Origin of the sequence: Pseudoxanthomonas sp. SE1, assembly GCF_029542205.1 — a bacterium.
GTDB lineage: Bacteria > Pseudomonadota > Gammaproteobacteria > Xanthomonadales > Xanthomonadaceae > Pseudoxanthomonas_A.
Map to the genome: position 1 here is coordinate 387,560 of NZ_CP113783.1, position 21,360 is coordinate 408,919.

The 21,360-nt window shown below is 64.4% G+C and carries 18 protein-coding genes and 1 pseudogene; 7 read left to right on the forward strand and 12 right to left on the reverse strand.

Annotation, left to right across the window (positions count from 1 at the left end; all coding sequences use genetic code 11):
* Positions 1-842: 842 nt before the first annotated feature.
* Positions 843-2,087, reverse strand: coding sequence for a tyrosine-type recombinase/integrase (locus tag OY559_RS01835; protein WP_277728453.1), 1,245 nt, complete (start codon positions 2,085-2,087; stop codon positions 843-845).
* Positions 2,088-2,729: 642 nt separating this feature from the next.
* Between OY559_RS01835 and OY559_RS01840 the strand changes: the two genes are divergently transcribed.
* Positions 2,730-3,817 (forward strand): IS3 family transposase gene (locus tag OY559_RS01840; protein WP_277727764.1). Its coding sequence is split into 2 segments (ribosomal slippage): positions 2,730-2,982 and positions 2,982-3,817, totalling 1,089 coding nucleotides; the frame shifts between segments, so codons are not numbered across the junction.
* 473 nt (positions 3,818-4,290) lie between these two features.
* Here OY559_RS01840 and OY559_RS01845 read toward each other — a convergent pair.
* From OY559_RS01845 to OY559_RS01855, 3 genes and pseudogenes are all read right to left on the reverse strand, one after another.
* Positions 4,291-6,156 carry a hypothetical protein gene (locus OY559_RS01845; RefSeq protein ID WP_277728454.1) on the reverse strand — a complete coding sequence of 622 codons (1,866 nt, stop codon included), beginning with the start codon at positions 6,154-6,156 and terminating at the stop codon, positions 4,291-4,293.
* Between the two features lie 88 nt (positions 6,157-6,244).
* Positions 6,245-7,267 (reverse strand): annotated as a pseudogene (locus OY559_RS01850) (YifB family Mg chelatase-like AAA ATPase); the annotation flags it as partial.
* A 10-nt stretch (positions 7,268-7,277) separates the two neighbouring features.
* Positions 7,278-7,541, reverse strand: a complete 264-nt coding sequence (locus tag OY559_RS01855) for a ubiquinone biosynthesis accessory factor UbiK (RefSeq protein ID WP_142123142.1) — start codon at positions 7,539-7,541, stop codon at positions 7,278-7,280.
* Positions 7,542-7,728: 187 nt separating this feature from the next.
* Between OY559_RS01855 and OY559_RS01860 the strand changes: the two genes are divergently transcribed.
* Both OY559_RS01860 and OY559_RS01865 read left to right on the forward strand, forming a co-directional pair.
* A complete protein-coding gene (locus OY559_RS01860) occupies positions 7,729-8,067 on the forward strand; it encodes a P-II family nitrogen regulator (protein ID WP_277728455.1) in 339 nt (112 codons plus the stop codon).
* A 12-nt stretch (positions 8,068-8,079) separates the two neighbouring features.
* The gene (locus OY559_RS01865; protein ID WP_277728456.1) at positions 8,080-8,442 is read left to right on the forward strand and encodes a DUF6404 family protein; all 363 of its coding nucleotides are present in this window, start codon (positions 8,080-8,082) and stop codon (positions 8,440-8,442) included.
* A 63-nt stretch (positions 8,443-8,505) separates the two neighbouring features.
* Here OY559_RS01865 and speE read toward each other — a convergent pair whose 3' ends face one another.
* Entirely contained in the window at positions 8,506-9,363 is an 858-nt protein-coding gene (speE, locus tag OY559_RS01870) for a polyamine aminopropyltransferase (protein WP_277728457.1), read from the reverse strand.
* Positions 9,364-9,607: 244 nt separating this feature from the next.
* On the opposite strand from speE, the gene speA reads away from it, so the two are divergent.
* The gene (gene speA, locus OY559_RS01875) at positions 9,608-11,497 is read left to right on the forward strand and encodes an arginine decarboxylase (RefSeq protein WP_277728458.1); all 1,890 of its coding nucleotides are present in this window, start codon (positions 9,608-9,610) and stop codon (positions 11,495-11,497) included.
* Positions 11,498-11,723: 226 nt separating this feature from the next.
* On the opposite strand, the gene OY559_RS01880 is transcribed toward speA, so the two are convergent.
* The 7 genes from OY559_RS01880 to radC all read right to left on the reverse strand — a co-directional run bounded on the left by OY559_RS01880 (position 11,724) and on the right by radC (position 17,211).
* Positions 11,724-12,101, reverse strand: a complete 378-nt coding sequence (locus tag OY559_RS01880) for a DUF6768 family protein (protein WP_277728459.1) — start codon at positions 12,099-12,101, stop codon at positions 11,724-11,726.
* Entirely contained in the window at positions 12,088-12,654 is a 567-nt protein-coding gene (locus OY559_RS01885) for an RNA polymerase sigma factor (protein WP_277728460.1), read from the reverse strand. Before OY559_RS01885 ends, OY559_RS01880 begins: the two co-directional genes overlap by 14 nt.
* Positions 12,655-12,760: 106 nt before the next feature.
* Positions 12,761-13,513: an SDR family NAD(P)-dependent oxidoreductase gene (locus tag OY559_RS01890; RefSeq protein ID WP_277728461.1), complete on the reverse strand. Its 753-nt coding sequence runs from the start codon at positions 13,511-13,513 to the stop codon at positions 12,761-12,763.
* Positions 13,514-13,547: 34 nt separating this feature from the next.
* Positions 13,548-13,958: a hypothetical protein gene (locus tag OY559_RS01895; RefSeq protein ID WP_277728462.1), complete on the reverse strand. Its 411-nt coding sequence runs from the start codon at positions 13,956-13,958 to the stop codon at positions 13,548-13,550.
* A complete protein-coding gene (locus OY559_RS01900) occupies positions 13,955-14,746 on the reverse strand; it encodes an SPOR domain-containing protein (protein WP_277728463.1) in 792 nt (263 codons plus the stop codon). Before OY559_RS01900 ends, OY559_RS01895 begins: the two co-directional genes overlap by 4 nt.
* A 14-nt stretch (positions 14,747-14,760) precedes the next feature.
* Positions 14,761-16,449 carry an arginine--tRNA ligase gene (argS, locus tag OY559_RS01905; protein WP_277728464.1) on the reverse strand — a complete coding sequence of 563 codons (1,689 nt, stop codon included), beginning with the start codon at positions 16,447-16,449 and terminating at the stop codon, positions 14,761-14,763.
* 87 nt (positions 16,450-16,536) lie between these two features.
* Positions 16,537-17,211: a RadC family protein gene (gene radC, locus OY559_RS01910; protein ID WP_277729885.1), complete on the reverse strand. Its 675-nt coding sequence runs from the start codon at positions 17,209-17,211 to the stop codon at positions 16,537-16,539.
* Positions 17,212-17,307: 96 nt separating this feature from the next.
* Between radC and coaBC the strand changes: the two genes are divergently transcribed.
* From coaBC to OY559_RS01925, 3 genes are read left to right on the forward strand one after another with little or no spacing between them, the layout of a single operon-like run.
* Positions 17,308-18,537, forward strand: coding sequence for a bifunctional phosphopantothenoylcysteine decarboxylase/phosphopantothenate--cysteine ligase CoaBC (coaBC, locus tag OY559_RS01915; protein ID WP_277728465.1), 1,230 nt, complete (start codon positions 17,308-17,310; stop codon positions 18,535-18,537).
* Positions 18,534-18,998 carry a dUTP diphosphatase gene (gene dut, locus OY559_RS01920; RefSeq protein ID WP_277728466.1) on the forward strand — a complete coding sequence of 155 codons (465 nt, stop codon included), beginning with the start codon at positions 18,534-18,536 and terminating at the stop codon, positions 18,996-18,998. The genes coaBC and dut overlap by 4 nt, the downstream gene beginning before the upstream one ends.
* Before the next feature lie 14 nt (positions 18,999-19,012).
* Positions 19,013-21,349 (forward strand): phosphomannomutase/phosphoglucomutase, encoded by a 2,337-nt coding sequence (locus tag OY559_RS01925; RefSeq protein WP_277728467.1) that lies wholly within the window; start codon positions 19,013-19,015, stop codon positions 21,347-21,349.
* Positions 21,350-21,360: the final 11 nt, after the last annotated feature.

Sequence of the window (21,360 nt, forward strand, 5' to 3'; positions counted from 1 at the left end):
CTACGTCCACACTGAATATAATGAAGTCTAGAAAATGCCACACAGACCGTCCCGATCCGTCAAAGAGGTGCCAATAGACGCGGCCGCGGGTGTCGGCATCCTTGGCAAGACTGGGCAGCTGGCGGGAATCGACAATTTTCACGAAGGGTCTCTCTGTCTAATTCCAGGCGGCTAGCTCCCGATGGACGGACTGCGCGCGGAAACTAGCGGAGCCACCTTCGAAAGTGCGGCAGTTAGCTCAGCGCACCGAGCCTTCTCTAGGTGAAGTTGCTCGGACAAGGAACTAAAGACACGTTCAAACTCATTACGCTCTCGCTCAAGCTTTGTGCTCAGCGAATCGCGCTCAAGGACAAGCTGGCGAACAGCGCGCTGTTGCTCTCTTATCTCAGTAATCCGAGTCTTTAGTGTCGACTCCAGCGCCCGAATTCTTGCTTCAAGTTCTCGAAGGCGAGCGGGACGGCCAGAGAGCCTTTGAACCTCTGCGCGCGCCCTAATCGCAGCTAGCGCTTTGAGTACAAGTTCCACGCTTTGAGGCCGTTTGGAGAGAGTGTCATTGCCTGTAGAAGTGAACTTAGGCAATGACTCGACGATCGACGGCGAGTTCTGAGATCCATCCCACAACTTGAATTGTCTAACGCTAGTCGGGAAAAACTCGAGAACTTTGAGATCATGATGGTCAAGAAGCTCACGGCCGTCGGAGTCTCTGGACGTCGGAATGCCATTCTCCGCCCACGCCTTAAGAATCATAAGCTTGTTGTCAATCGACCTCTGCGCGGCGTCCCTTGCAACAACTGATCGATGAGTTCTGCTGACCATTCTTCCTAATCTCCAAATTGGCCACTCTACTTTGATCCACCCATATTCTTTTCCAGCATCGCAACAAGCGCACGGAGATTGTTGAGATCATGCTCGGCGCGCGCGTGCATCATCCCCGGAAGCAGCTTGGATGCCGCATCCGATTCCATACGAGCAAGTTCCGCAAGAATGTTGGGAAAATAGTTGTCGTCACTGTAATGGAAAGGACAACTGCTACACAAAACCGATGACGCATGCTCTCTGGCGGGCGATCTGCCTGTGCCGCATTTTCCTCGGAGCGATCTGGTGTGCGCCGGGGAATGACATTGGCCGTGCTCCATTGGATGAATCGAATAGCCGCCGTGCTCCAGCCGCTTGACTATGTCTTCGCTCGCCTCATCGGCTACAAATGTCGCTGAAAGCGCTAGCCGCCGATACATAGAGCGCACAAGACGGCCAAAGCCCCCCGAGCAGGGCTTGCCCGAGACTATTGCTTCTACCGTCAGCCGAAATTTCTCTCTTCCAACCGCGCTGACGATACTCTGCAGGTCTTCAAAAGTGCCGTCCAGTGACGCTTTCATAGAGCTTGTGGCAATGGATAGGCGATCACCGCCAAGCTTTCTCCTTATCCGCTCGGCGAGAGGTCGTGCGGAGTTGTCTGTGACGTACACGCGTGTCATGGCTACGTCTAGATGGCGCAAGTGCTGCTTCAATGCTCGAAGGTCAGGTTGATCGTATTGATGGTAGTAGAGAATCGCAAAAAAGCGGCGAAACATGTGAGAAGTGATGTGAGGGCTTTGATTGTCGCCGTAAGCGAATGCAAGGAAGGTTGCGAGTGAGCGCGTCTTGGAGGACTCAACGATGAATGAGAAGTGATGCTCATTCTTGTTTCGGCGCGCTGGTGAACGCCTGCCGCACGCGAACAGGCTATTGGTTTGCTCTCCGTCGGTCGTTGATGCCAACACGTTCTTGATGGATTGCAGGCATCTGAAGGCATCCGCCGTAGTGCGGTTGACATAGAACTCATGTCGAGCGCAATAGGTCTTCTCAATATAGAAGTTCGCACGGAAAACAGAGAGTGCCTCATCCACAACAAGCAAATCGCCAACGCGAATTCCCAGTATAGGATCGCAAACCTCACGACTACGCCGCGCGTTCATTGCGGCTATGATGATCGCGCATCCGCCTTGAACGATTCCAATAACTTGATCGACTGTCCAGCTCTCGTCAGTCTTCCCATATACACCACTGGCGACCCAGCGCTGTAGCGGCTTTCCCAGGATTGCCTCCAACAGAATTGTTGATTTCTGTTGGGAAAGCCACTCGCCCTGCAATGGTTCATCACTAGCCCTCCCTGCACATGCTTCGGCCGCATCTGCGAGCAGTTCTATCAGTGCAGGTGCAAGCTCGTAAAGAACTCTAATGGCTTTTCCAATTAGACTAGCTGCGTGTTCGATGCTTAGGTTCGGAGTTCTTTCCGAAGGCGTAGAAGCGAGGCGGCGAGCATCGATGTTCGGAGACTGTGAGATTCGTACAAGGGGTCGGTCGACGGACTTCGGCAGGCTGCAGTAGTCATTGATGTGACTCAGTGTGTTTCGCAATGAGAACTCTGTTGGAGCGGAGACCTCTGAGTCTCGACGTTCAAGCCAAGTAGGCCCAATGGGCGCGCCTGCAATGTGCTCGAGCCGCTCCCGTATGGCCTTGGATACGGGAAGGCGTCCTCCCCAGCCAATGCGTTGTATCCAGAATGGTGCGCGTATTGATTCCAAAAAGTTCATGCCCCCTGCTCGCTTGCAGAAGTGGAACGCTTGGCTGGGATCGAAGGACGACAAGACGACGCTATCGATCGCTGAGTGCCATCTTTCGGTAATCCCCCCGCGGATTAGCTGACACCAGAAGTGGAATTTTCTCGTACGCTTTCCCGAGGAGGTTCCATGAAGAAGTCCCGATTCACCGACAGCCAGATCATTGCCGTGCTCAAGCAGGCCGAAGGCGGTACGCCCGTGCCTGAGCTGTGCCGCGAGCACGGCATCAGCTCGGCGACGTTCTACAAGTGGCGCAGCAAGTTCGGCGGCATGGAGGTGTCCATGGTCGCGCGGATGAAGGAGCTGGAGGAAGAGAACCGGCGCCTGAAGAAGATGTACGCCGACGCCCAGCTCAGCGCCGACCTGCTGAAGGAGGCGCTGTCAAAAAAATGGTGAGGCCATCTCAACGCCGGGAGATGGCCCGAACAACGGTCGAAGGCGGACGCACGAACATCCAGCACGCCTGCCGGACATTCGAGGTGAGTCAGACCTGCTACCGGTACCAGGCCAAGGCTTCGGACGAGAACGCCCGGATCGCGGACTGGCTGGTGCGATTGACGACGACGTATCGCGACTGGGGCTTCGGTCTTTGCTTCCTGTACCTGCGCAACGTGAAGGGCCTGGGCTGGAACCACAAGCGGGTGTACCGCATCTACCGGGAGTTGGAATTGAATCTGCGGATCAAGCCAAGGAAGCGACTTGTGCGCGAGAGGCCCGAGGCGCTGGCCGTGCCGGAGTCGATCAACCAGATCTGGTCGATGGACTTCATGCACGACCAGCTGGCCGATGGCCGCAGCTTCCGGTTGTTCAACGTCCTGGACGACTTCAATCGCGAGGGGCTGGCCATCGAGGTGGACTTGTCGCTGCCCTCTGCCCGGGTGATCCGATCGTTGGAACAGATCATCGAATGGCGTGGCAAGCCGCGTGTCATTCGCTGCGATAACGGACCTGAATACATCAGCGGGGCACTGCTGGCGTGGGCGGAACGCAACGGCATCCGGATCGAGCACATCCAGCCGGGCAAGCCACAGCAGAACGCCTACGTTGAACGTTACAACCGCACGGTCCGCTACGCCTGGCTGGCCCGTACCCTGTTCGACACCATCGAGCAGGTGCAGGACAAGGCCACGCGCTGGCTATGGACTTACAACCATGAGCGCCCGAACATGGCGCTCGGCGGCATCACACCAGCCATGAGGCTGGCGATGGCCGCATAGCTCCACTTTTGGCGACTGCTAAAAATGGGGGGATTACCTTTCCTCTACATGAAGTGCGCCGGGCCAGCCTCCGGCTGCGTACGCACGAGCAAGTTTGCTTGCGGCATCTGAGTCGAAGTCGGTCAGTCTGTAGATCCCGTGTGATCTGCACCAATCCACAAAGTGCCGGAAGGCGATGGCGCGACTGCCCACAAGCATGCGATTTGGAGAGTTCAACCTGGACTTCTTCGCTAATCGATCAACTAAAGCGATGAGCGTATGCAGGTGGCATTCGTGGTCAGCGAGCGTTGAGACTTTCGGGTGCGCTGGGGTTGGCGGTAGAAAGAATGCTCGGAGGTCAATCTTCTGCGAGCAACGACCATCGCTGAAGACGAGATCTGGGTCCGCCCAGTAGATCTCCCGAGTAGACGGAATGTAAGGGGATTGCAACGCTGCGAGTTCAACTCGCTCAATGGTGGTGCGATGAGTGCGTGTCATGAGAGTCGACTCGTTGCTTCCATGAGCAAGTCGGGGCGCCGATCATGTATGACATCAAGGAGTACTCGGATGTAAAGAAGTCGGGGCAGATGAACTTTGCAGAACATCTCCGAGTTGCGATGATAGAGGTCAGTCCACCGGGCGCGGTAGAACTCAACGGTCCTTAGTGCGATCTCAATTGAAGTGGGGCTGACGTAGAGCTTGTAGGACGGACAGCCTCCCTCATATTGGCAAAGCACTCCGGCGCAAGGCTGTGGCTCTTTGTTGCGAGAGGAGGGGTGTGACCCCATAGGCGTTGTACAGGTGCCGCCGTCACCAGTGCTCCAAAGATTTGCATTGGCCACGTCTTCTTGATCGAGCCCGATTCTTCTTAACGCTGCATCCCCGCCATCAACGAACATGATGGTGGCCTCGATCTGGCGCTGAAAGCGAAGTATGTTGGCTTCATTGAGCCGGAAGAAGATCGAGTCGCGAAGGTAACTATCTGTAACGGCGAGGTGAGTGTGTCCAAGCAGTACGCGAACTGCCTCAATGTCCTTTTGAGAGAGATATGTGAGAGCCGCTTTTATCGGACGCAGCTCAGCAAGCGTAAAGTTCTCTACTCCGGCTGATTGAAAGAATCGACGAAGCTTGTACTTGTCTGCCGGATCTTGGGGTTTGCGCTGATTGTGTCCCCATCCAAACCAGAGGCGCTCTTCATTGGGCGTTATGAGACCTAGCCTCTTCAGTTGGCTCTGGTTCCACAGAAGAAGTGTAATTGCTTTGTGCGTCAGTCGTGATGATGCCGGTACATCAATGAAAGGTGTATCGTCGTCCGATTTCGACTTGTATGACTGAATGCGGTATTCGTTCTTGTCTGCATCAAGCGTTATGCCCCTGGCAGTGAGGTTGGCTACCGAGGCGATGTTCCACGCTGTGTGGGCCGCAAGCTGTACAAAGATCGCTGTAAGTACTGGATTCGGTAATCGCAAGCTGGAGAAGAACCAGGGTGCGGCGCTGTCGTGACAAATGTATTCGCGCACTTGGGGTACACCCTTAAGGCGCCGGTGGGTGGGGAACCTGAAGAGCGGCCAGCCGCTGTTTGAAAATTCGATTTCGGAAGAATGCAGTATCCGCAGGATGTTGCCCGCGAGGTGCGTTGGTCTCCTGTCGATCTTGCGGAATAAAAAATCGTAGTTTCGGTTGTTAAAAATCCACTTGCGGAGGTTCGTCTCTTCGACTGCATCGATAGAGTCGGGTAGTATTGATTGTTGATAATCGCGGACGAAGTTATAGGTCTCAAAGGCGTGCTCGACTGCGTTCTCAATGGCGGTCAGTTTGGTTTTGAGTGCTGAGCTTGCTTTGTTCTCTAGGTCTTTGAGGTCAAGGTGTCGAATGTGACCAATTTCTTCGGGGATTCTGTCAATTCGAAGTCTACGGGGACGCCTTTGTCGTGGGACAAATTCAATCAATGTCTCTCTTACGCTTTCGCCGTCGGAGAGGCGATCGGGCGCGTACTGAAGCAACGCGCGGATTACGGTGGCGTACGTATGCTTCGTGGATTCGACGTGGCTAGTGCCGGCGAAATAGCGGTCCATGGTTTCGAGGAAGTCTATTAAGCGCTGCTGGCTGATTTCACCGATTGGTGCTTGCAGAAAGTTGACGCCGTCGCCCGAAATGAAGTGAAGCGCTCGCTTCATCTTGTGAAGGATGGCGTGAGAGAGCGGTTCAACAGAGCTTCGGCTCCGTGCCGTAACGAGTGCCTCATGAGCGATGGACCTTCGCGGCCACCTACTAACATCGATTTCAATGGTGGCGGGCGCACGCAGGCCATGCCTGCCGCGCCAGGTAGCAATTCGAATCAGCCGCTTGCCCATTGTCATCCCTGATCCTGATGGTGAAGAGGGCCAAATAGCTGGAATTTTCCGGCTTTGCTATCAGGTACGCGTTTCCAAAGCTACATTAATTATCCGCGACCAGTTGGAACCGCGCGGGGAATTCCGCCGTCCGCGCCGCGCGCGAGACGGTGACGGTGCCGGACTCCAGCGGTTCGCGCAGCACTTCCAGTGCGGCGCGATTCCATTCGGGCAATTCGTCGAGGAACAGCACGCCATGGTGGGCCAGCGAGATCTCGCCGGGACGCGGTTGCGCGCCGCCGCCGACCAGGGCTACCGCGCTGGCGGTGTGGTGGGGTGCACGATACGGGCGTTGTCGCCAGCGGGCCGGGTCAAGTCCGCGCCCGCTGACCGAAGCGATGGCCGCAGCCTCCATCGCTTCGACGTCGCTTGCCTCCGGCAACAGGCCCGGCAGGCGCGAGGCCAGCAGTGTCTTGCCGCACCCGGGCGAGCCGATCAGCAACAGGTGGTGGCCGCCCGCCGCAGCGACTTCCAGCGCCCGCCGCGCATGCGCCTGGCCGCGCACGTCCGCCATGTCGGGGATCGTGGGCGGAAGGGCGGGCGGCGCCTCGGCGGTGGGCAGGGTCTTGCGTCCTTCAAGCATGGCGCAGACTTCCAGCAGGGTGCGCCCGGTGATCGCCCGGCCCTGTTGCGCGAGCGCCGCTTCGGCGCCGCTGGGCTCCGGCACGACCAGGGTGCGCCCGCTGGCCGCGACTGCCAATGCCGCCGGCAGTACGCCGTCCACGGCACGCAGTTCGCCGGTGAGGCTCAACTCGCCGAGAAACTCATAGTCGGCCAGCGTCTCGCGGCGGATCTGGCCACTGGCGGCGAGGATGCCCAGCGCGATGGGCAGGTCGAAGCGGCCGCCGTCCTTGGGCAGATCGGCCGGTGCCAGGTTCACCGTGATCCGGCGTGTCGGGAACTCGAACTGCGCGCACAGGATGGCGGCGCGCACGCGGTCGCGCGCTTCGCGCACCGCGGCTTCGGGCAGGCCGACGATCTGCGTGGAGGGCAGGCCGCCGGACAGATGGACTTCCACGCGCACGGGTGGCGCGGACACGCCCGCCCGTGCCCGGCTGTTCACCAGGGCCAGACTCATGGCGGCGGGGTCAGGACTGCGCGGGCTTGTCGGCCAGCTGGGTTTCCAGCGCGGCCACGGTGCGTTCCAGTGTTTCCAGCTTCTCGCGCGTGCGCAGCAGCACGGCCTGCTGTACGTCGAACTCCTCGCGCGTGACGAGGTCCAGCTTCGCCAGCCCCGCCTGCAGCGCGGACTTGAAGGTCTGCTGCAGTTCTTCCTGCGAATCGCGCAGGCCGGGCGGCACCAGCTGGCTGAGGCGGCGGGCGAGGTCGTCGATGTGGTTGAGGTCGATCATGTCTGTTCTCCGGCAGTGCACCGAGCTTGTGGGCGATGCCGGTGGCATGCCATCGGCGTTCGCTGCGCAGCGTTGTCGGAAAAGTCCGGCGGCGAGGCCGCCATTGAACCGCGACATGACCGGTCGCCGCAACCGCATGCGGTCGCGCCGCGCTATCCTGCGTGCAGCATCCACGGGAGCAAGCTGCATGAAAATGGTCGTGGCCATCATCAAGCCGTTCAAGCTGGACGACGTGCGCGAGGCGCTGGCGGAAACCGGCATCGCCGGCATCACGGTCACGGAAGTGAAGGGCTTCGGTCGCCAGAAGGGGCACACCGAGCTCTACCGGGGCGCGGAGTACGTGGTCGATTTCCTGCCCAAGGTGAAGCTGGAGGTGGCGGTGACCGACGAGCAGGCCGAGCAGGTGGTCGAAGCGATCGTGAAGGCTGCCGGCACCGGCAAGATCGGCGACGGCAAGGTGTTCGTCTACGACCTGGAGCGGGTGGTGCGGATCCGCACGGGTGAGCTCGACGCGGATGCACTGTAGGGGACGGCTGCGATGACCATGGAAACCTTCGAAACGCGTTTGCAGCGGGCGCTTGCGATGCTGGAGTCCAGGAAGCTCGGCAGGAGCACGTACGCGCCGCCGTTGTTCCGGCTGATGTGGAAGATGGGCCTGAAGCTGCCACCCCCGCACATGGCCGGTTTCGCCATCAACGCGACGCTGATGGGCGGGTTTTTCGGCGTGTTCTGGGGCCTCTTCATGTGGCTGCTGATGTGGAGCAGGCAAGGCATGCCCGTGCTGGTCGGCGCTGCCACGGCGCTGCTGGCGGGCCTGCTGTTCGGCCTCACCATGGCCTGGTACCTGCGGCATCAGGCGCGCAGGCATGGGATCCCGCGCTGGCGCGAGTTCGACGCCTGACGACGACATGAAAAAGCCCCGCATCGCGGGGCTTTTTCGTTGTTGCCGCAAGGTGGGCGTGGGTTACTCGCCCAGCGCCTTCGCCACGAACGGCGGCGCGACGAGCACGCCCGTGTGCAGGTGGGCGGTGTAGTACAGCGTGTCGAACGGCTTGGCCGCCGCATCCGCGTGGCGGAACGCGAAATCGGCGCCGGCCGCCTTGCTGGCGATGGTCACGCTCCACCAGCCGGTCGGGTAGCACGGCTGCGGGAACGGCAGCGTCTTGAACGACTGGAAGCCGGCCTTGCCCATCTCCGCGCGCATGTCCTTGATCAGGTCCAGCAGCGCCAGCGGCGACTCCGACTGCTGCACCAGCAGGCCGTCCGGCTTCAGCGCACGGAAGCAGCTCTCGAAGAACGCCTTGTTGAACAGGCCTTCCGCCGGGCCTACCGGGTCGGTCGAGTCGACGATGACCACGTCGACGCTGCCCGGTTCGCAGTTGGCCATGTAGGCCACGCCGTCGTCGAACAGCAACTCGGCGCGCGGGTCGTTGTTCGACTCGCACAGCTCGGGGAAATACTTTTCCGCCATGCGGGTGACCTGTTCGTCGATGTCGCACTGCGTGGCCTTCTCCACACCCGGATGCTTCAGCACCTCGCGCAGCGTGCCGCAGTCGCCGCCGCCGATAATCACCACGCGCTTGGGTGCGGCGTGGGTGAACAGCACGGGATGGCTGATCATCTCGTGGTAGAAGAAGTTGTCGCGCGTGGTCAGCATCATCGCGCCGTCGATCACCATCAGCTTGCCCCAGTCGGTGCTGTCGTAGATCTCGATTTTCTGGAACGGCGACTGCACCTCGTCCAGCTTGCCGGTGGTGCGGAAGCCGATGGCGGAGCCGGTGTGCGAGAAGTGTTCGATGAACCAGGTGTCGTTGGCGGTCATGGGGTGGTGTCCTGCGAGCGGAAAGCGGAGGTTGTTCCCTTCTCCCTCCGGGAGAAGGTGGCGCGAAGCGCCGGATGAGGGTGCGGCGAAGGCAGCGGCGTCCGAACCATCATGGATTCACCGTACCCTCACCCCAACCCCTCTCCCGAGGGGAGAGGGGCTTGAGCGCGGCGCGCATTGTAACGGACCCATGTGACCGCAGCCTGTAGAATGCGCGTCCGCTCGCCTCACCTTGGAAAACGCCATGTCCTGGTCCACCGACCACGCCCGCAAGACCTACTCCGTCCCGCACTGGGCCGAAGGGTATTTCGACGTGGACGCCGCCGGCCGCATCGTGGTGTCGCCGAAGGGTGCGCAGGGTCCGGTGATCCCGCTGCCAGACGTGGTCGATGCCGCGCGCGCGCAGGGCGCGCAGCTGCCGCTGCTGGTGCGCTTCCCCGACATCCTCGGCGACCGCCTGGGCAAGCTGCAGGCGGCGTTCGCGCAGGCGCAGGCCGACTGGGAGTACAAGGGCGGCTACACGGCGGTCTATCCGATCAAGGTCAACCAGCATCGCGGCGTCGCCGGCACGCTGGCCTCGCATGCCGGCGAAGGCTTTGGCCTGGAGGCCGGCAGCAAGCCTGAGTTGATGGCGGTACTGGCGCTGTCGCGTCCGGGTGGTCTGATCGTCTGCAATGGCTACAAGGACCGCGAATACATCCGCCTGGCGCTGATCGGCCGCAAGCTGGGGCTGCAGACCTTCATCGTCATCGAGAAGCCGTCCGAACTGGCGCTGGTCATCGAGGAGTCGCGCGCGCTGGGCGTGAAGCCCGGCCTGGGCGTGCGCATGCGCCTGGCCACGCTGGGTGCGGGCAAGTGGCAGAACAGTGGCGGCGACAAGGCCAAGTTCGGCCTGTCCCCACGCCAGGTGCTGGACCTGTGGAAGCAGCTGCGCGAAGCCGGCCTGCAGGACACGCTGGGCCTGCTGCACTTCCACATGGGCTCGCAGATCAGCAACGTGCGCGACATCGCCAACGGCATGCGCGAGGCGACGCGGTACTTCGTCGAGCTGTCGAAGCTGGGCGCGACCATCAGCCATGTCGACGTCGGCGGCGGCCTGGGCATCGATTACGAAGGCACGCGTTCGCGCAGCTACTGCTCGATCAACTACGGCATCGGCCAGTACGCCAGCAACATCGTGCAGCCGCTCGCGGAAGCCTGCGAGCAGAACGGCCTGACGCCGCCCCGCATCGTCACCGAGTGCGGCCGTGCGATGACCGCGCACCACGCGGTGCTGGTGGTCAACGTGTCGGAAGTGGAACAGGCGCCGGAAGGCCGTGTACCGCCGTCGCACGACGACGAGCCGTCGGTGATCCGCCACCTGCGCGAGATCCACGGCGAGCTCGACACGCGTCCGGCGGTGGAGTTGTTCCACGAAGCGCAGCACCACCATAGCGAAGGTCTGTCGCTGTATGCACTGGGCCAGATCGACCTGGTGCACCGCGCGCGTATCGATGACCTGTTCTACGCCATCGCGCATGCCGTGCGTGCGCGCCTGAGCAGCGACGAGCGCAGCCATCGCGACCTGCTGGACGAACTCAACGAGCGCCTGGTCGACAAGTACTTCGTCAACTTCAGCGTGTTCGAGTCGATCCCGGACGTGTGGGCGATAGACCAGGTGTTTCCGATCGTGCCCATCGAGCGGTTGGACGAAGCGCCGGCGCGCCGCGGCATCATCGCGGACATGACCTGCGATTCCGATGGCATGGTCAAGACCTATGTCGAGAACGAAGGGCTGGATTCCTCGCTTCCGCTGCACGCGATGAAGCCCGGCGAGAGCTATCGCCTCGGCATCTTCCTGGTGGGTGCCTATCAGGAAATCCTCGGCGACATCCACAACCTGTTCGGCGACACCGACGCGGTGGAAGTCAGCGCAGACGCCGGTGCCGGCTACCTGATCACCCAACAGCGTCGCGGCGATACCACCGACGTGATGCTCGACTACGTGGGCTACAGGCTGGACGACCTGCGTGCGGTGTATCGGCAGCGCGTGGAAGAGGCCGGCCTGCCTGCCGCCGAATCCAGGCTGCTGTCCGACGCGCTGGAGACCGGCCTCACCGGCTACACCTATCTGTCGGACGAACCGCTGGCGTAGCGTGCGCCGTGCGCACGGCTGAGTGATGCCCGATTCCGCGTGACGTGCGCATGGCGCACGCTACGTTTCCTGGATGCTGATCGCTTACGCGGATTACAAGTTGGACGACCTGCGCGCGGTGCATTGCCAGCGCGTGGACGATGAGCCGCCGGCGTAGCGTGCGCCGTGCGCACGACCACGCGATGCCTGATCCCGCGTGACGCGTGACAGGTGCACGCGCCCGCACCTACATACCTGCTTTGTCTTGCCTGAGCAGCGCCAATTGCAGCTCCACGCGCTTGAGCTCCCGCAGCATGCGGTTGGCTTCCATGTGACTGCCCAGGAACGACTTCATGATCATCGTGAACTGGAACAGCACGATGGCCAGCACGCCCCATTGCACGGCAACCAGTGCCTCGGTGGCATGCCAGCTCCGCCACAGCGAAACACCGAAGCCCGCGAAGGCGGCGATGCCGCAGAGGTAGGCCACCCACACCACCCAGCCCAGCGAGCCGCGGAACAGGCCGAACGCCTGCGAGAAATAGCCGGGTTCGCCGTGCCGCGCCAACAGGTCGCGATCCTCGGCCGAGAGGGTCTGCTTGATCAGGTCATCAGTCTTGTTCATCGGTGTTTCCTTCCAGTCGCGCGCGGATCTTGCGCCGCGCATGCATCAACCGGGTCTTGACCGTTCCCGGGGGCACGTCGAGCGCGACGGCGATCTCCGCCACGCTCAGGTCTTCCAGATAGAACAGCGACAGCGCCGCGCGCTGGGGCGCGGGCAGGGCCTGCATTTCCGCCCTGACGATGGCAAGCTCCGACGCGCATTCGCCCGCCGCGTCCTGTTCGCCAGGCATCACCGCCTCAAGCTCGATCTCGACGAGGTGGGTGCGCTCTAACTGCCGTCCCCGGATCGCGCGCGCGCAGCGACGGGTGACGATGCGGAAGGCCCAGGCCGGAAACGCCGCCACGTCGTCCAATCGGCGGAGTCCGCGCAGTATCTCGACCCAGGCTTCCTGGACCATGTCGCGCGCGAGGTCCGGATGACCGGTCAGGCGCCATGCGTGGCGCAGCAGACGCGGCTGCCAGCGCGCGACCAGACGCTCCCACGCAGCGCGGTCACCCGTCCGTGCCGCCGCGGCGAGGTACTCGTCCAGTATCCGTTCCGTGTCCCGCTGCACGCGCCTGCCCCTGTCTCCGTCTATCGGGAATCAAGGTGCCGGAGGGAAGGAAAACGGTTCAATCCGGTGCGGAGAAAGAACAAGGCGACCGGTGCCCTCGGGCAGCCTAGGTGCCGCGATGTACCTGGAAGCCCGCCACCGACTGCGTCACCGGCATGATCTCCAGCCGGTTGATGTTGAGGTGCGGTGGCAGGGTGGCGACGTAGAAGATGGTGTCGGCGATGTCGTCGGCCGTCATCGGCGCGGCGCCGGTGTAGAGCTTGTCCGATGCCTGCTGGTCGCCATGCGTGCGCACCAGGGTGAACTCGGTTTCGGCCATGCCCGGCTCGATCGTCGTCACGCGCACGCCGGTGCCATGCAGGTCGCTGCGCAGCCCCAGCGAGAACTGGCTGACGAACGCCTTGCTGCCACCGTACGTGTTGCCGCCGGGGTACGGATACACGCCGGCGACGGAACTGATGTTGATGATGGCGCCCTTGCGTTCGACCAGCATCGGCAGCAATCGATGGGTCAGCGTGACCAGCGCGGTGATGTTGGTGTCGATCATCGTGCGCCAGTCGGACAGCAGCGCGCTTTGCGCAGGTGCCGTGCCCTGCGCGAGGCCGGCGTTGTTGACCAGCAGGTCGATGTCGCGGAACCCTGCCGGCAACGCGGACAGCGCGGCGTCCATCGCCGCTTCATCGCGGATGTCGAACGCGGCGGCGTGCACCTTGTCGGCACCGATCTCATCCACCAGCGCCTGCAGGCGCTCGGCGCGACGGCCCGTGGCGATCACGCGCCAGCCGGCGGCGGCGAAACGACGGACGGCGGCGGCACCGAAGCCGGAGGTGGCGCCGGTGATGAGGGCGGTGCGGGTCATGGGGATTCCTTGGGGGAGGGGAAACGGGTCGCGGTCAGCGGCGCGCGTACCAGAGCGCGCCCAGCCAGGTCCCGAGCGCGGCGGCGACCACGGACAGCGTCGCGCTGAGTGCGTTCGTGCGCAGCAGGAAACCGAGGGGATAGGACATGTCCGAGGCCGCACCGGCGATGCCGGCCAGCACCGACAGCGTCGCGATCCACACCGCCAGCGTCAGGCCGACGGCGACGATCAGGAAGCGATGGCCTGCCAGCGCGCCGCCCAGCCCCATGCAGAGGGCGGTCACGACGTAGCTGACCGGCGCCAGGAATCCCCAGCGTGTCTGCACCACCTCCTGCCAGTGTGCGGGCAGGACAAGGCCGACCAGCCACGAGGCGACAAGCAGCGAACCCATCGCTGCGGCCGTCGCCACGATCAGGCGCTGCAACGTCGGCCGCGCGGCACTCACTGTGCCTTCACCGCCATCGCAGGCAGTCCGCCGCTGGCGAGTTTCTGCTTCGCCTCGGCGAGTTCGCTCGCCGTGCCATACGGGCCCATGCGCACGCGATAGACGGTCTTGCCGTTGATCTGTGCCGACTCCACGCGGGCGCTCAGGCCCAGCATGGCGATCTTGGCCTTGGTGGCCTCGGCATCGCCCGATGCCCCGAACGCGCCGGCCTGCAGGATGTAGCGTGCGCCGGTGTCCGCGCTGGCCACGGTGGCGGCAGGCTTGGGTGCGGGAGCGGCGTCTGCGGCGCGCGGCGTTTCGGTGGGGCGGGCGGGCGCGGTTTCGTCGATCGGTGTCGGTTGGGTAGCTGCGACGGGAGCCGGCGCAACCGCCACGGGCGTCGTGGCCTGTCCGTTGAGGGCGGCGCGCGCCCTGCGTGCTTCTTCCTCGCGCGCGCTGGCAGCCAGCTCCGCGTCGGACATCTGCACTTCCTTGCCGGGCAGCAAGGTGTAGAAGTCGTACTGGGTTTCCTTCGCGGTCGCATCGTCCGTCGTCGCGGCGGTGGCCGGTGCCTCGCTGCTCGGCGCGTCGGGCACCACGGCTTCCACATCGGCACTGTCGACCGGCGCGGGTTGCGCGTCAGGGTTGGGTGTGGGACGGAAGAAACCGTCGCCGTCCTTCTTGCCCAGTCCCGGCACGACGAAATACACCGCCAGGCCGATCAGCAGGCCGAGGATCAGCCAGACCCACGCGGGCGTGGCCTGACTGGAATTGCGTGTGGCCTGACTCTTGCCGCGCCTCGCTGCCATCTACTGCTCTCCGCTCACATCTTTTCGGGCGCGCTTACGCCCAACAGGTCCAGTCCATTGGCCAGCGCCTGGCGTACCGCCAGTGCCAGCGCCAGCCGCGCATCACGTGCCTGCGCGTCGTCGGTAAGCACGGGCGTGCCGGCGTACCACGTGTGGAAAGCATAGGCCAACTCGCGCAGGTATTGCGCCACGACATGGGGCTCCAGCGATTCGCCGGCCGCTTCCACCACTTCGGGATAGCGCGACAGCTCGACCATCAGCTGCAGTGAGGTCTCGTCGTCCAGGCGCGCCAGGTTCGCCAGTCCGTTTGTCTGGTCGTAGGCGTAACCCTTCTCGCCCGCCTGGCGCAGCAGGCTGCACACGCGGGCATGCGCGTACTGCACGTAGAACACCGGGTTGTCGTTGCTCTGCTGGCGCGCCAGGTCGATGTCGAATGTCAGCTGGGAATCCGGCTTGCGCGCGATCAGGAACCAGCGCGTCGCATCGGCGCTGGTTTCCTCGATCAGGTCACGCAGGGTGAAGTAGCTGCCGGCACGCTTGGACAGTTTTACCTCCTCGCCGCCGCGCATCACCGTGACCATCTGGTGCAGCACGTATTCCGGATAGCCCGGCGGGATACCTTCGTTCAGCGCCTGCAGCCCCGCCTTCACGCGGGCCAGCGAGCCGTGGTGGTCGGCACCCAGCTCGGTGATGGCGCGCTCATAGCCGCGCTGCCATTTGCTGAGGTGGTAGGCCACGTCGGGCACGAAGTAGGTGTAGCTGCCGTCGGACTTGCGCATCACGCGGTCCTTGTCGTCGCCGAAGTCGGTCGACTTCAGCCACAGCGCGCCGCCCTCTTCGTATGTGTGGCCGGAGGCGATCAGCTTGCGCACGGTCTCCTCGACTTTCTGGTCGGCGTACAGCGAGCTTTCCAGGAAGTAGCGGTCGAACGACACGCCGAACGCGGCCAGGTCCAGGTTCTGTTCGCGGCGCAGGTAGGCCACGGCGAAGCGGCGGATGGCGTCCAGGTCCTGCGGATCCTTCTCGCCGGTGACGATGTGGCCTTCCACCTCGACCGAATCGCCGTTGAGGTAGGCCTGCGCCACGTCGGCGATGTAGTCGCCGCGATAGCCGTCTTCCGGCCAGCCTTCGCCATCAGGCGACTTGCCCAGCGCACGCGCCTGGGTGGACTTGGCCAGATTGTCGATCTGCACGCCGGCGTCGTTGTAGTAGAACTCACGCTTGGCGTTCCAGCCGTTGGCGGCCAGTACACGGGCGATGCAGTCGCCGATCGCACCTGCGCGACCATGGCCGACATGCAGCGGTCCGGTGGGATTGGCCGATACGTATTCCACGCCCACCGTGCGGCCGCCGCCGCTGCCGTTGCGACCGTAGGCCGCGCCCTGCGCCAGCGCGGTGGCGACTTCGCGCTGGTAGGCGCCGGGGCTCAGGTGGAAGTTGATGAAGCCGGGGCCGGCGATCTCGACCTTCGCCACGTCGTCGCTCGCCGGCAGCGCGGCCACCAGGGCCGTGGCGATGGCGCGCGGGTTGCTGCGCGCGGACTTGGCCAGCTGCATGGCGGCGTTGGTGGCGAAATCGCCGTGCTCGCGCGTCTTGGGGCGTTCGACCACGAAATCGGGCGTGGCGGCATCGGCGGGCAGGGTGCCGGCGGAGCGCAGGGCGTCGATGCCCTGGGCAATCAAGGCGCGGAGGGAAGCTTTCACGGAGAACCGTCTTGGTGCGTGGGAACCGCCTATTCTAGGTTTTCCGGCCCGCTGCGTGGGATCGGCGTGGTTCAGCGAAGGTGGTCCTCACACCCATCCGCGCGCCGCCATCGACTGGGGCGGCCCGTCACCAATCACGAAGTGGTCCAGCAGCCGGACATCCACCAGTGCCAGCGCCTGTTTCAGGCGCTGGGTCACGGCGCGATCGGCGGCCGAGGGCTCTGCGCTGCCCGAGGGGTGGTTGTGGCCGACGATCAGGGCGGTTGCATTCATTGCCAGTGCGCGACGGGCCACTTCGCGCGGATGGACCTCGGCGCTGTCGACCGAGCCCTGGAACAGCTCCTCGAACGCCAGTACGCGATGGCGTGTATCGAGGAACAGGGCCGCGAACACCTCGTGTTGGCGGCCACGCAAGCGCTGCGCGAAGTAGCGCCCGGCGGCCTCCGGATCGCCGATGGCGTCGCCCCGCTCAAGGGCGGCATGCAGCAGGCGGGTGCCCAGTTCCAGTGCCGCTGCCAGGGCACAGGCACGCGCGGGTCCCAGGCCTGGCAGCGCCATCAGTTCCGCCGGTGGACGCTCCAGCAGGGCACGCAGCGGGCCATGGGCGGTGAGCAGTTCGCGCGCGGTGGCGACGGCGTCGCGTCCTCGCAGGCCCGAGCCCAGGAAGATGGCGAGCACCTCGGCATCGCTGAGGCTTGCGGGGCCACGGGCGAGCAGCTTCTCGCGGGGGCGTTCGTCGTGGGGCCAGTCGCGGATGTGCATGGCGACAGCATCGACCGCCGGACGCTTGGCGTGCATCGGGCGAAGGGGGGCGTTCGGGTAAGCTAATCGCCTGTATGGACGTAGGAACGGGCCGACGTGAGCGGATCGGACAAAATGCGTGACCTGGCAGGACAGCGCCTGCTGGTGTGCGTGGGCGGCGGGATCGCGGCTTACAAGGCGCTTGAGCTCGTGCGCCGACTGCGCGATGCCGGGGCCGAGGTGCAGGTCGCGATGACGGCGGGTGCGCAGCAGTTCGTGACGCCGCTGAGCTTCCAGGCGTTGTCCGGCCAGCCCACCCGCACCACGCTGTGGGATGGCGCGGCCGAGCAGGCGATGGGCCACATCGAGCTGGCCCGCTGGGCTGATCGCGTCGTCATCGCACCTGCCACGGCCGACCTGATGGCCCGCCTGGCGCACGGTCTGGCCGACGATCTGGTGGCCACGCTGTGCCTGGCCACCACCGCGCCGATCATGATCGCCCCGGCGATGAACCACCGCATGTGGGAGCACCCTGCCACCCGGGCCAATCTGGCCACGCTGCGCGAACGCGGCGTACAGGTGGTCGGGCCGAACGACGGCCCGCTGGCCGAGGGCGAGTCCGGTCCGGGCCGGCTGGCCGAGCCGGAGGAGATCGTGGCGGCGTTGGCCGGCGCGACCATCAACGCCACGGCGGTGCCGCAGGATCTTGCCGGACTCAACGTGGTGGTCAGCGCTGGCCCCACCTACGAAGACCTGGATCCCGTGCGCTACCTGGGCAATCGCAGCAGCGGCAAGATGGGGTTCGCCGTGGCCGCCAGCGCTGCGCGTCGTGGCGCCAGCGTCACCCTGATCGCCGGGCCCGTGCAGTTGGCCACGCCGGCAGGCGTCGCGCGCGTGGACGTGCGTTCGGCCGCCCAGATGCACCGGGCGGTGTTCGCCGCCTTGCCGGCCGACATCTACATCGGTGCCGCTGCCGTGGCCGACTACACGCCCCGCGAGCCGGCCGCCAACAAGATCAAGAAGTCCAGCGAGTCGCTGGCGCTGGACCTGGTGCGCACGCCCGACATCCTCGCCGAGGTCACCGCGCAGACGCAGGCGCTGAAGCTGGTGGTCGGCTTCGCCGCCGAGACCAACAACGTGGCCGAGTACGCGCGCAGGAAGCTGGAAGCCAAGCGGCTGGACATGATCGTGGCCAACCGGGTGGGCATCGCCGATGGCGGTTTCGAAAGCGACCAGAATGCAATGACGGCCTACTGGAAGGATGGCGAGCGCAGCTTCGCTTCCGCGCCGAAGACGCAGCTGGCCGATGAACTGATCGACCTGATCGTGGAGCGACTGAACGCATGAGTGCACCCCGCGCCGTGGAAGTGAAGCTGCTGGACCCGCGTTTCGGCGACGAATGGCCGCTGCCGGCCTACGCCACCGAGGCCAGCGCCGGCATGGACCTGCGTGCGGCGCTGGACGCACCCCTGGTGCTCGAGCCTGGCGACGCGGCGCTGGTGCCCAGCGGCATCGCGCTGCACCTGGGCGACCCGCACCTGTGCGCGGTGGTGCTGCCGCGCTCCGGCCTGGGCCACCGTCACGGCATCGTGCTGGGCAACGGCACCGGGCTGATCGATGCGGACTACCAGGGTCCGCTGCTGATCAGCGTGTGGAACCGGGGACATGAGACCTTCACCATCCAGCCTGGCGACCGCATCGCCCAGGTCATGGTGCTGCCGGTCGTGCGCGTGCACCTGCAAGTGGTGGATACTTTCGCTGACAGCGCACGGGGGACGGGTGGTTTCGGCCACACCGGCGTGCGATGACAGGGGACAACGCAATGAATACGACGAACGAGAGCCGCAAGCGGATTCCCGTGGGCGACCTGCGCGGCGCGCTGCCGAAGCTGGCGGTGCTGCTGGCATTGCTCGCCGCCCTGCTGGCCTGGAGTGGTGTCCGCCAATGGCGCGAAGCGCGCCTGCTGGAAGACGTCGGACAGGCCCGTGATCGCGCGGTCGAGGCCGTGCAGGCCAGTCATGCGGCGCAGATCCGTCAGTTCGAACAGCGTCTGGCATCCGCGCCCGTCAAGGCGGCGCTGGCCGCCAACGATACCGCCGCCGCCGTGGCTGCCCTGAAGGAGGGTTGGGCGGGCGTGGAGCAGGTCGAGATCCTGGATGGCGCATTGCAGGCGGCCTATGACGATGCTGCGGTGTTCGGTTTCAACAAGCTGGCGCTGCTGGAGGACGGCATGCAGGGCGATGGCATCGCCGCCCGCGTGGTGAAGGATGGCAAGCAGACCGTGTTCGGCATGGCGGCGCCCGCGCCGCAGGGCGTGATCTATGTCCGCCTGCCGCTGACGCAGCTGACCCAGGCCTTCGATAGCGTGGTGTTGGCCAATGGCGGCTATCTTGCGCTGCGGCAAGGGAGCTATTCCGTCAAGCAGCGCGGCAACAGCGGGCTGGAAGATGGCGCGGAGCGCATGGCGCGTGCGGTGGGCAAGACGGGCCTGCGCGTGGCGACGGCGGTGCCTGTCAGCGAACCTGGCCCGCTGGGGCTGGGCGCCCTCCCGGCGATGATCGTGGCGGCGCTACTCGCAGCCCTCGCGGTCGTGTCGGTGCTGGTCGCTCGCGGCGGGATGCGCCTGGGTGGTTTTGGCAAGAAAGGTGTAGAGGTGAGCGATACGGATGAGCCCACGCTGGGTGAAGCGCTGATGCGCGACCCTCTGCCCGCCGCCGGAAATCGCGCGGCTGACCCATCCTCCGAACAGGATGACTACCGCAAGGCGGAATCGGCGACAGCCGAGGTGGATGCGGGCATCTTCCGCGCGTACGACATCCGCGGCATCGTCGGGCAGTCCCTCAGCATCGAGGTCGCCGAACTGATCGGCCTGGCCATCGGCTCCGTGATGCGCGACGAGGACCTGACCGACATCGTGGTGGGCCGCGACGGCCGCCTCTCCGGCCCGGACCTGGTCGGCGGGCTGATCGAAGGCCTGCGCAAGGCGGGGCGCAATGTCATCGACATCGGCCTGGCGCCCACGCCGGTAGCCTATTTCGCGGCCTACCACCTGCGTACCGGCAGCAGCGTGGCGGTCACCGGCAGCCACAATCCGCCGGACTACAACGGGTTCAAGATCGTCGTCGGCGGGCAGACACTGTCCGGCGACGCCATCACCGACCTGTACGAACGCATCCGCGACAACCGCCTGTTCGTGGCCAACGCACGCGGCGACCTGCAGCAGCGCGATGTCTCGGCCGACTACATCCAGCGCATCGCCGACGACGTGCAGCTGGAGCGTCCGCTGAAAGTCGTGGTGGATGCCGGCAACGGCGTGGCCGGCGACATCGCCCCGCAGCTGCTGGAAGCCATCGGCGCGGAAGTCATCCCGCTGTACTGCGACGTGGATGGCACCTTCCCCAACCACCATCCAGACCCCAGCGAGCCGCACAACCTGGAAGACCTCATCCAGACCGTGAAGCGTTTCGACGCCGACATCGGCCTGGCGTTCGACGGTGATGGCGACCGCCTGGGCGTGGTGACCAAGGAAGGCGCCATCATCTTCCCCGACCGGCTACTGATGCTGTTCGCCGCCGATGTGCTGGAACGCAATCCGGGCGCACTGATCATCTTCGACGTGAAGTGCACCGGAAAGCTGCAAGGCTGGGTGCTGCGCCACGGCGGCACCCCGATGATGTGGAAGACCGGCCATTCGCTGATCAAGGCGAAGATGCGCGAGACCGGCGCCGAGCTGGCCGGCGAGATGAGCGGCCACTTCTTCTTCCAGGAACGCTGGTACGGCTTCGACGACGGGCTGTATTCCGCCGCGCGCCTGCTGGAGATCCTGGCCAACCGCGCGGAGACACCGTCCGAAGTGCTGGCCGAGCTGCCCGATGGCGTGTCCACGCCGGAGATCAAGGTGGCGGTGGAGGAAGGCACGCCGCACGCCATCGTCGAGCGATTCGTGGATGGCGCCGAGTTCGAAGGCGCGCGCCTGTCGACCATCGATGGCCTGCGCGCCGACTGGGACGATGGCTGGGGCCTGGTGCGTGCCTCCAACACCACGCCGATCCTGGTGCTGCGGTTCGAAGCCGACAACATCGCCGCGCTGGAACGCATCAAGACCGAGTTCCGCACCCGCCTGCAGGCGCTGGCCCCGGAACTGACGATGACATTCTGACGCTCGCCGGG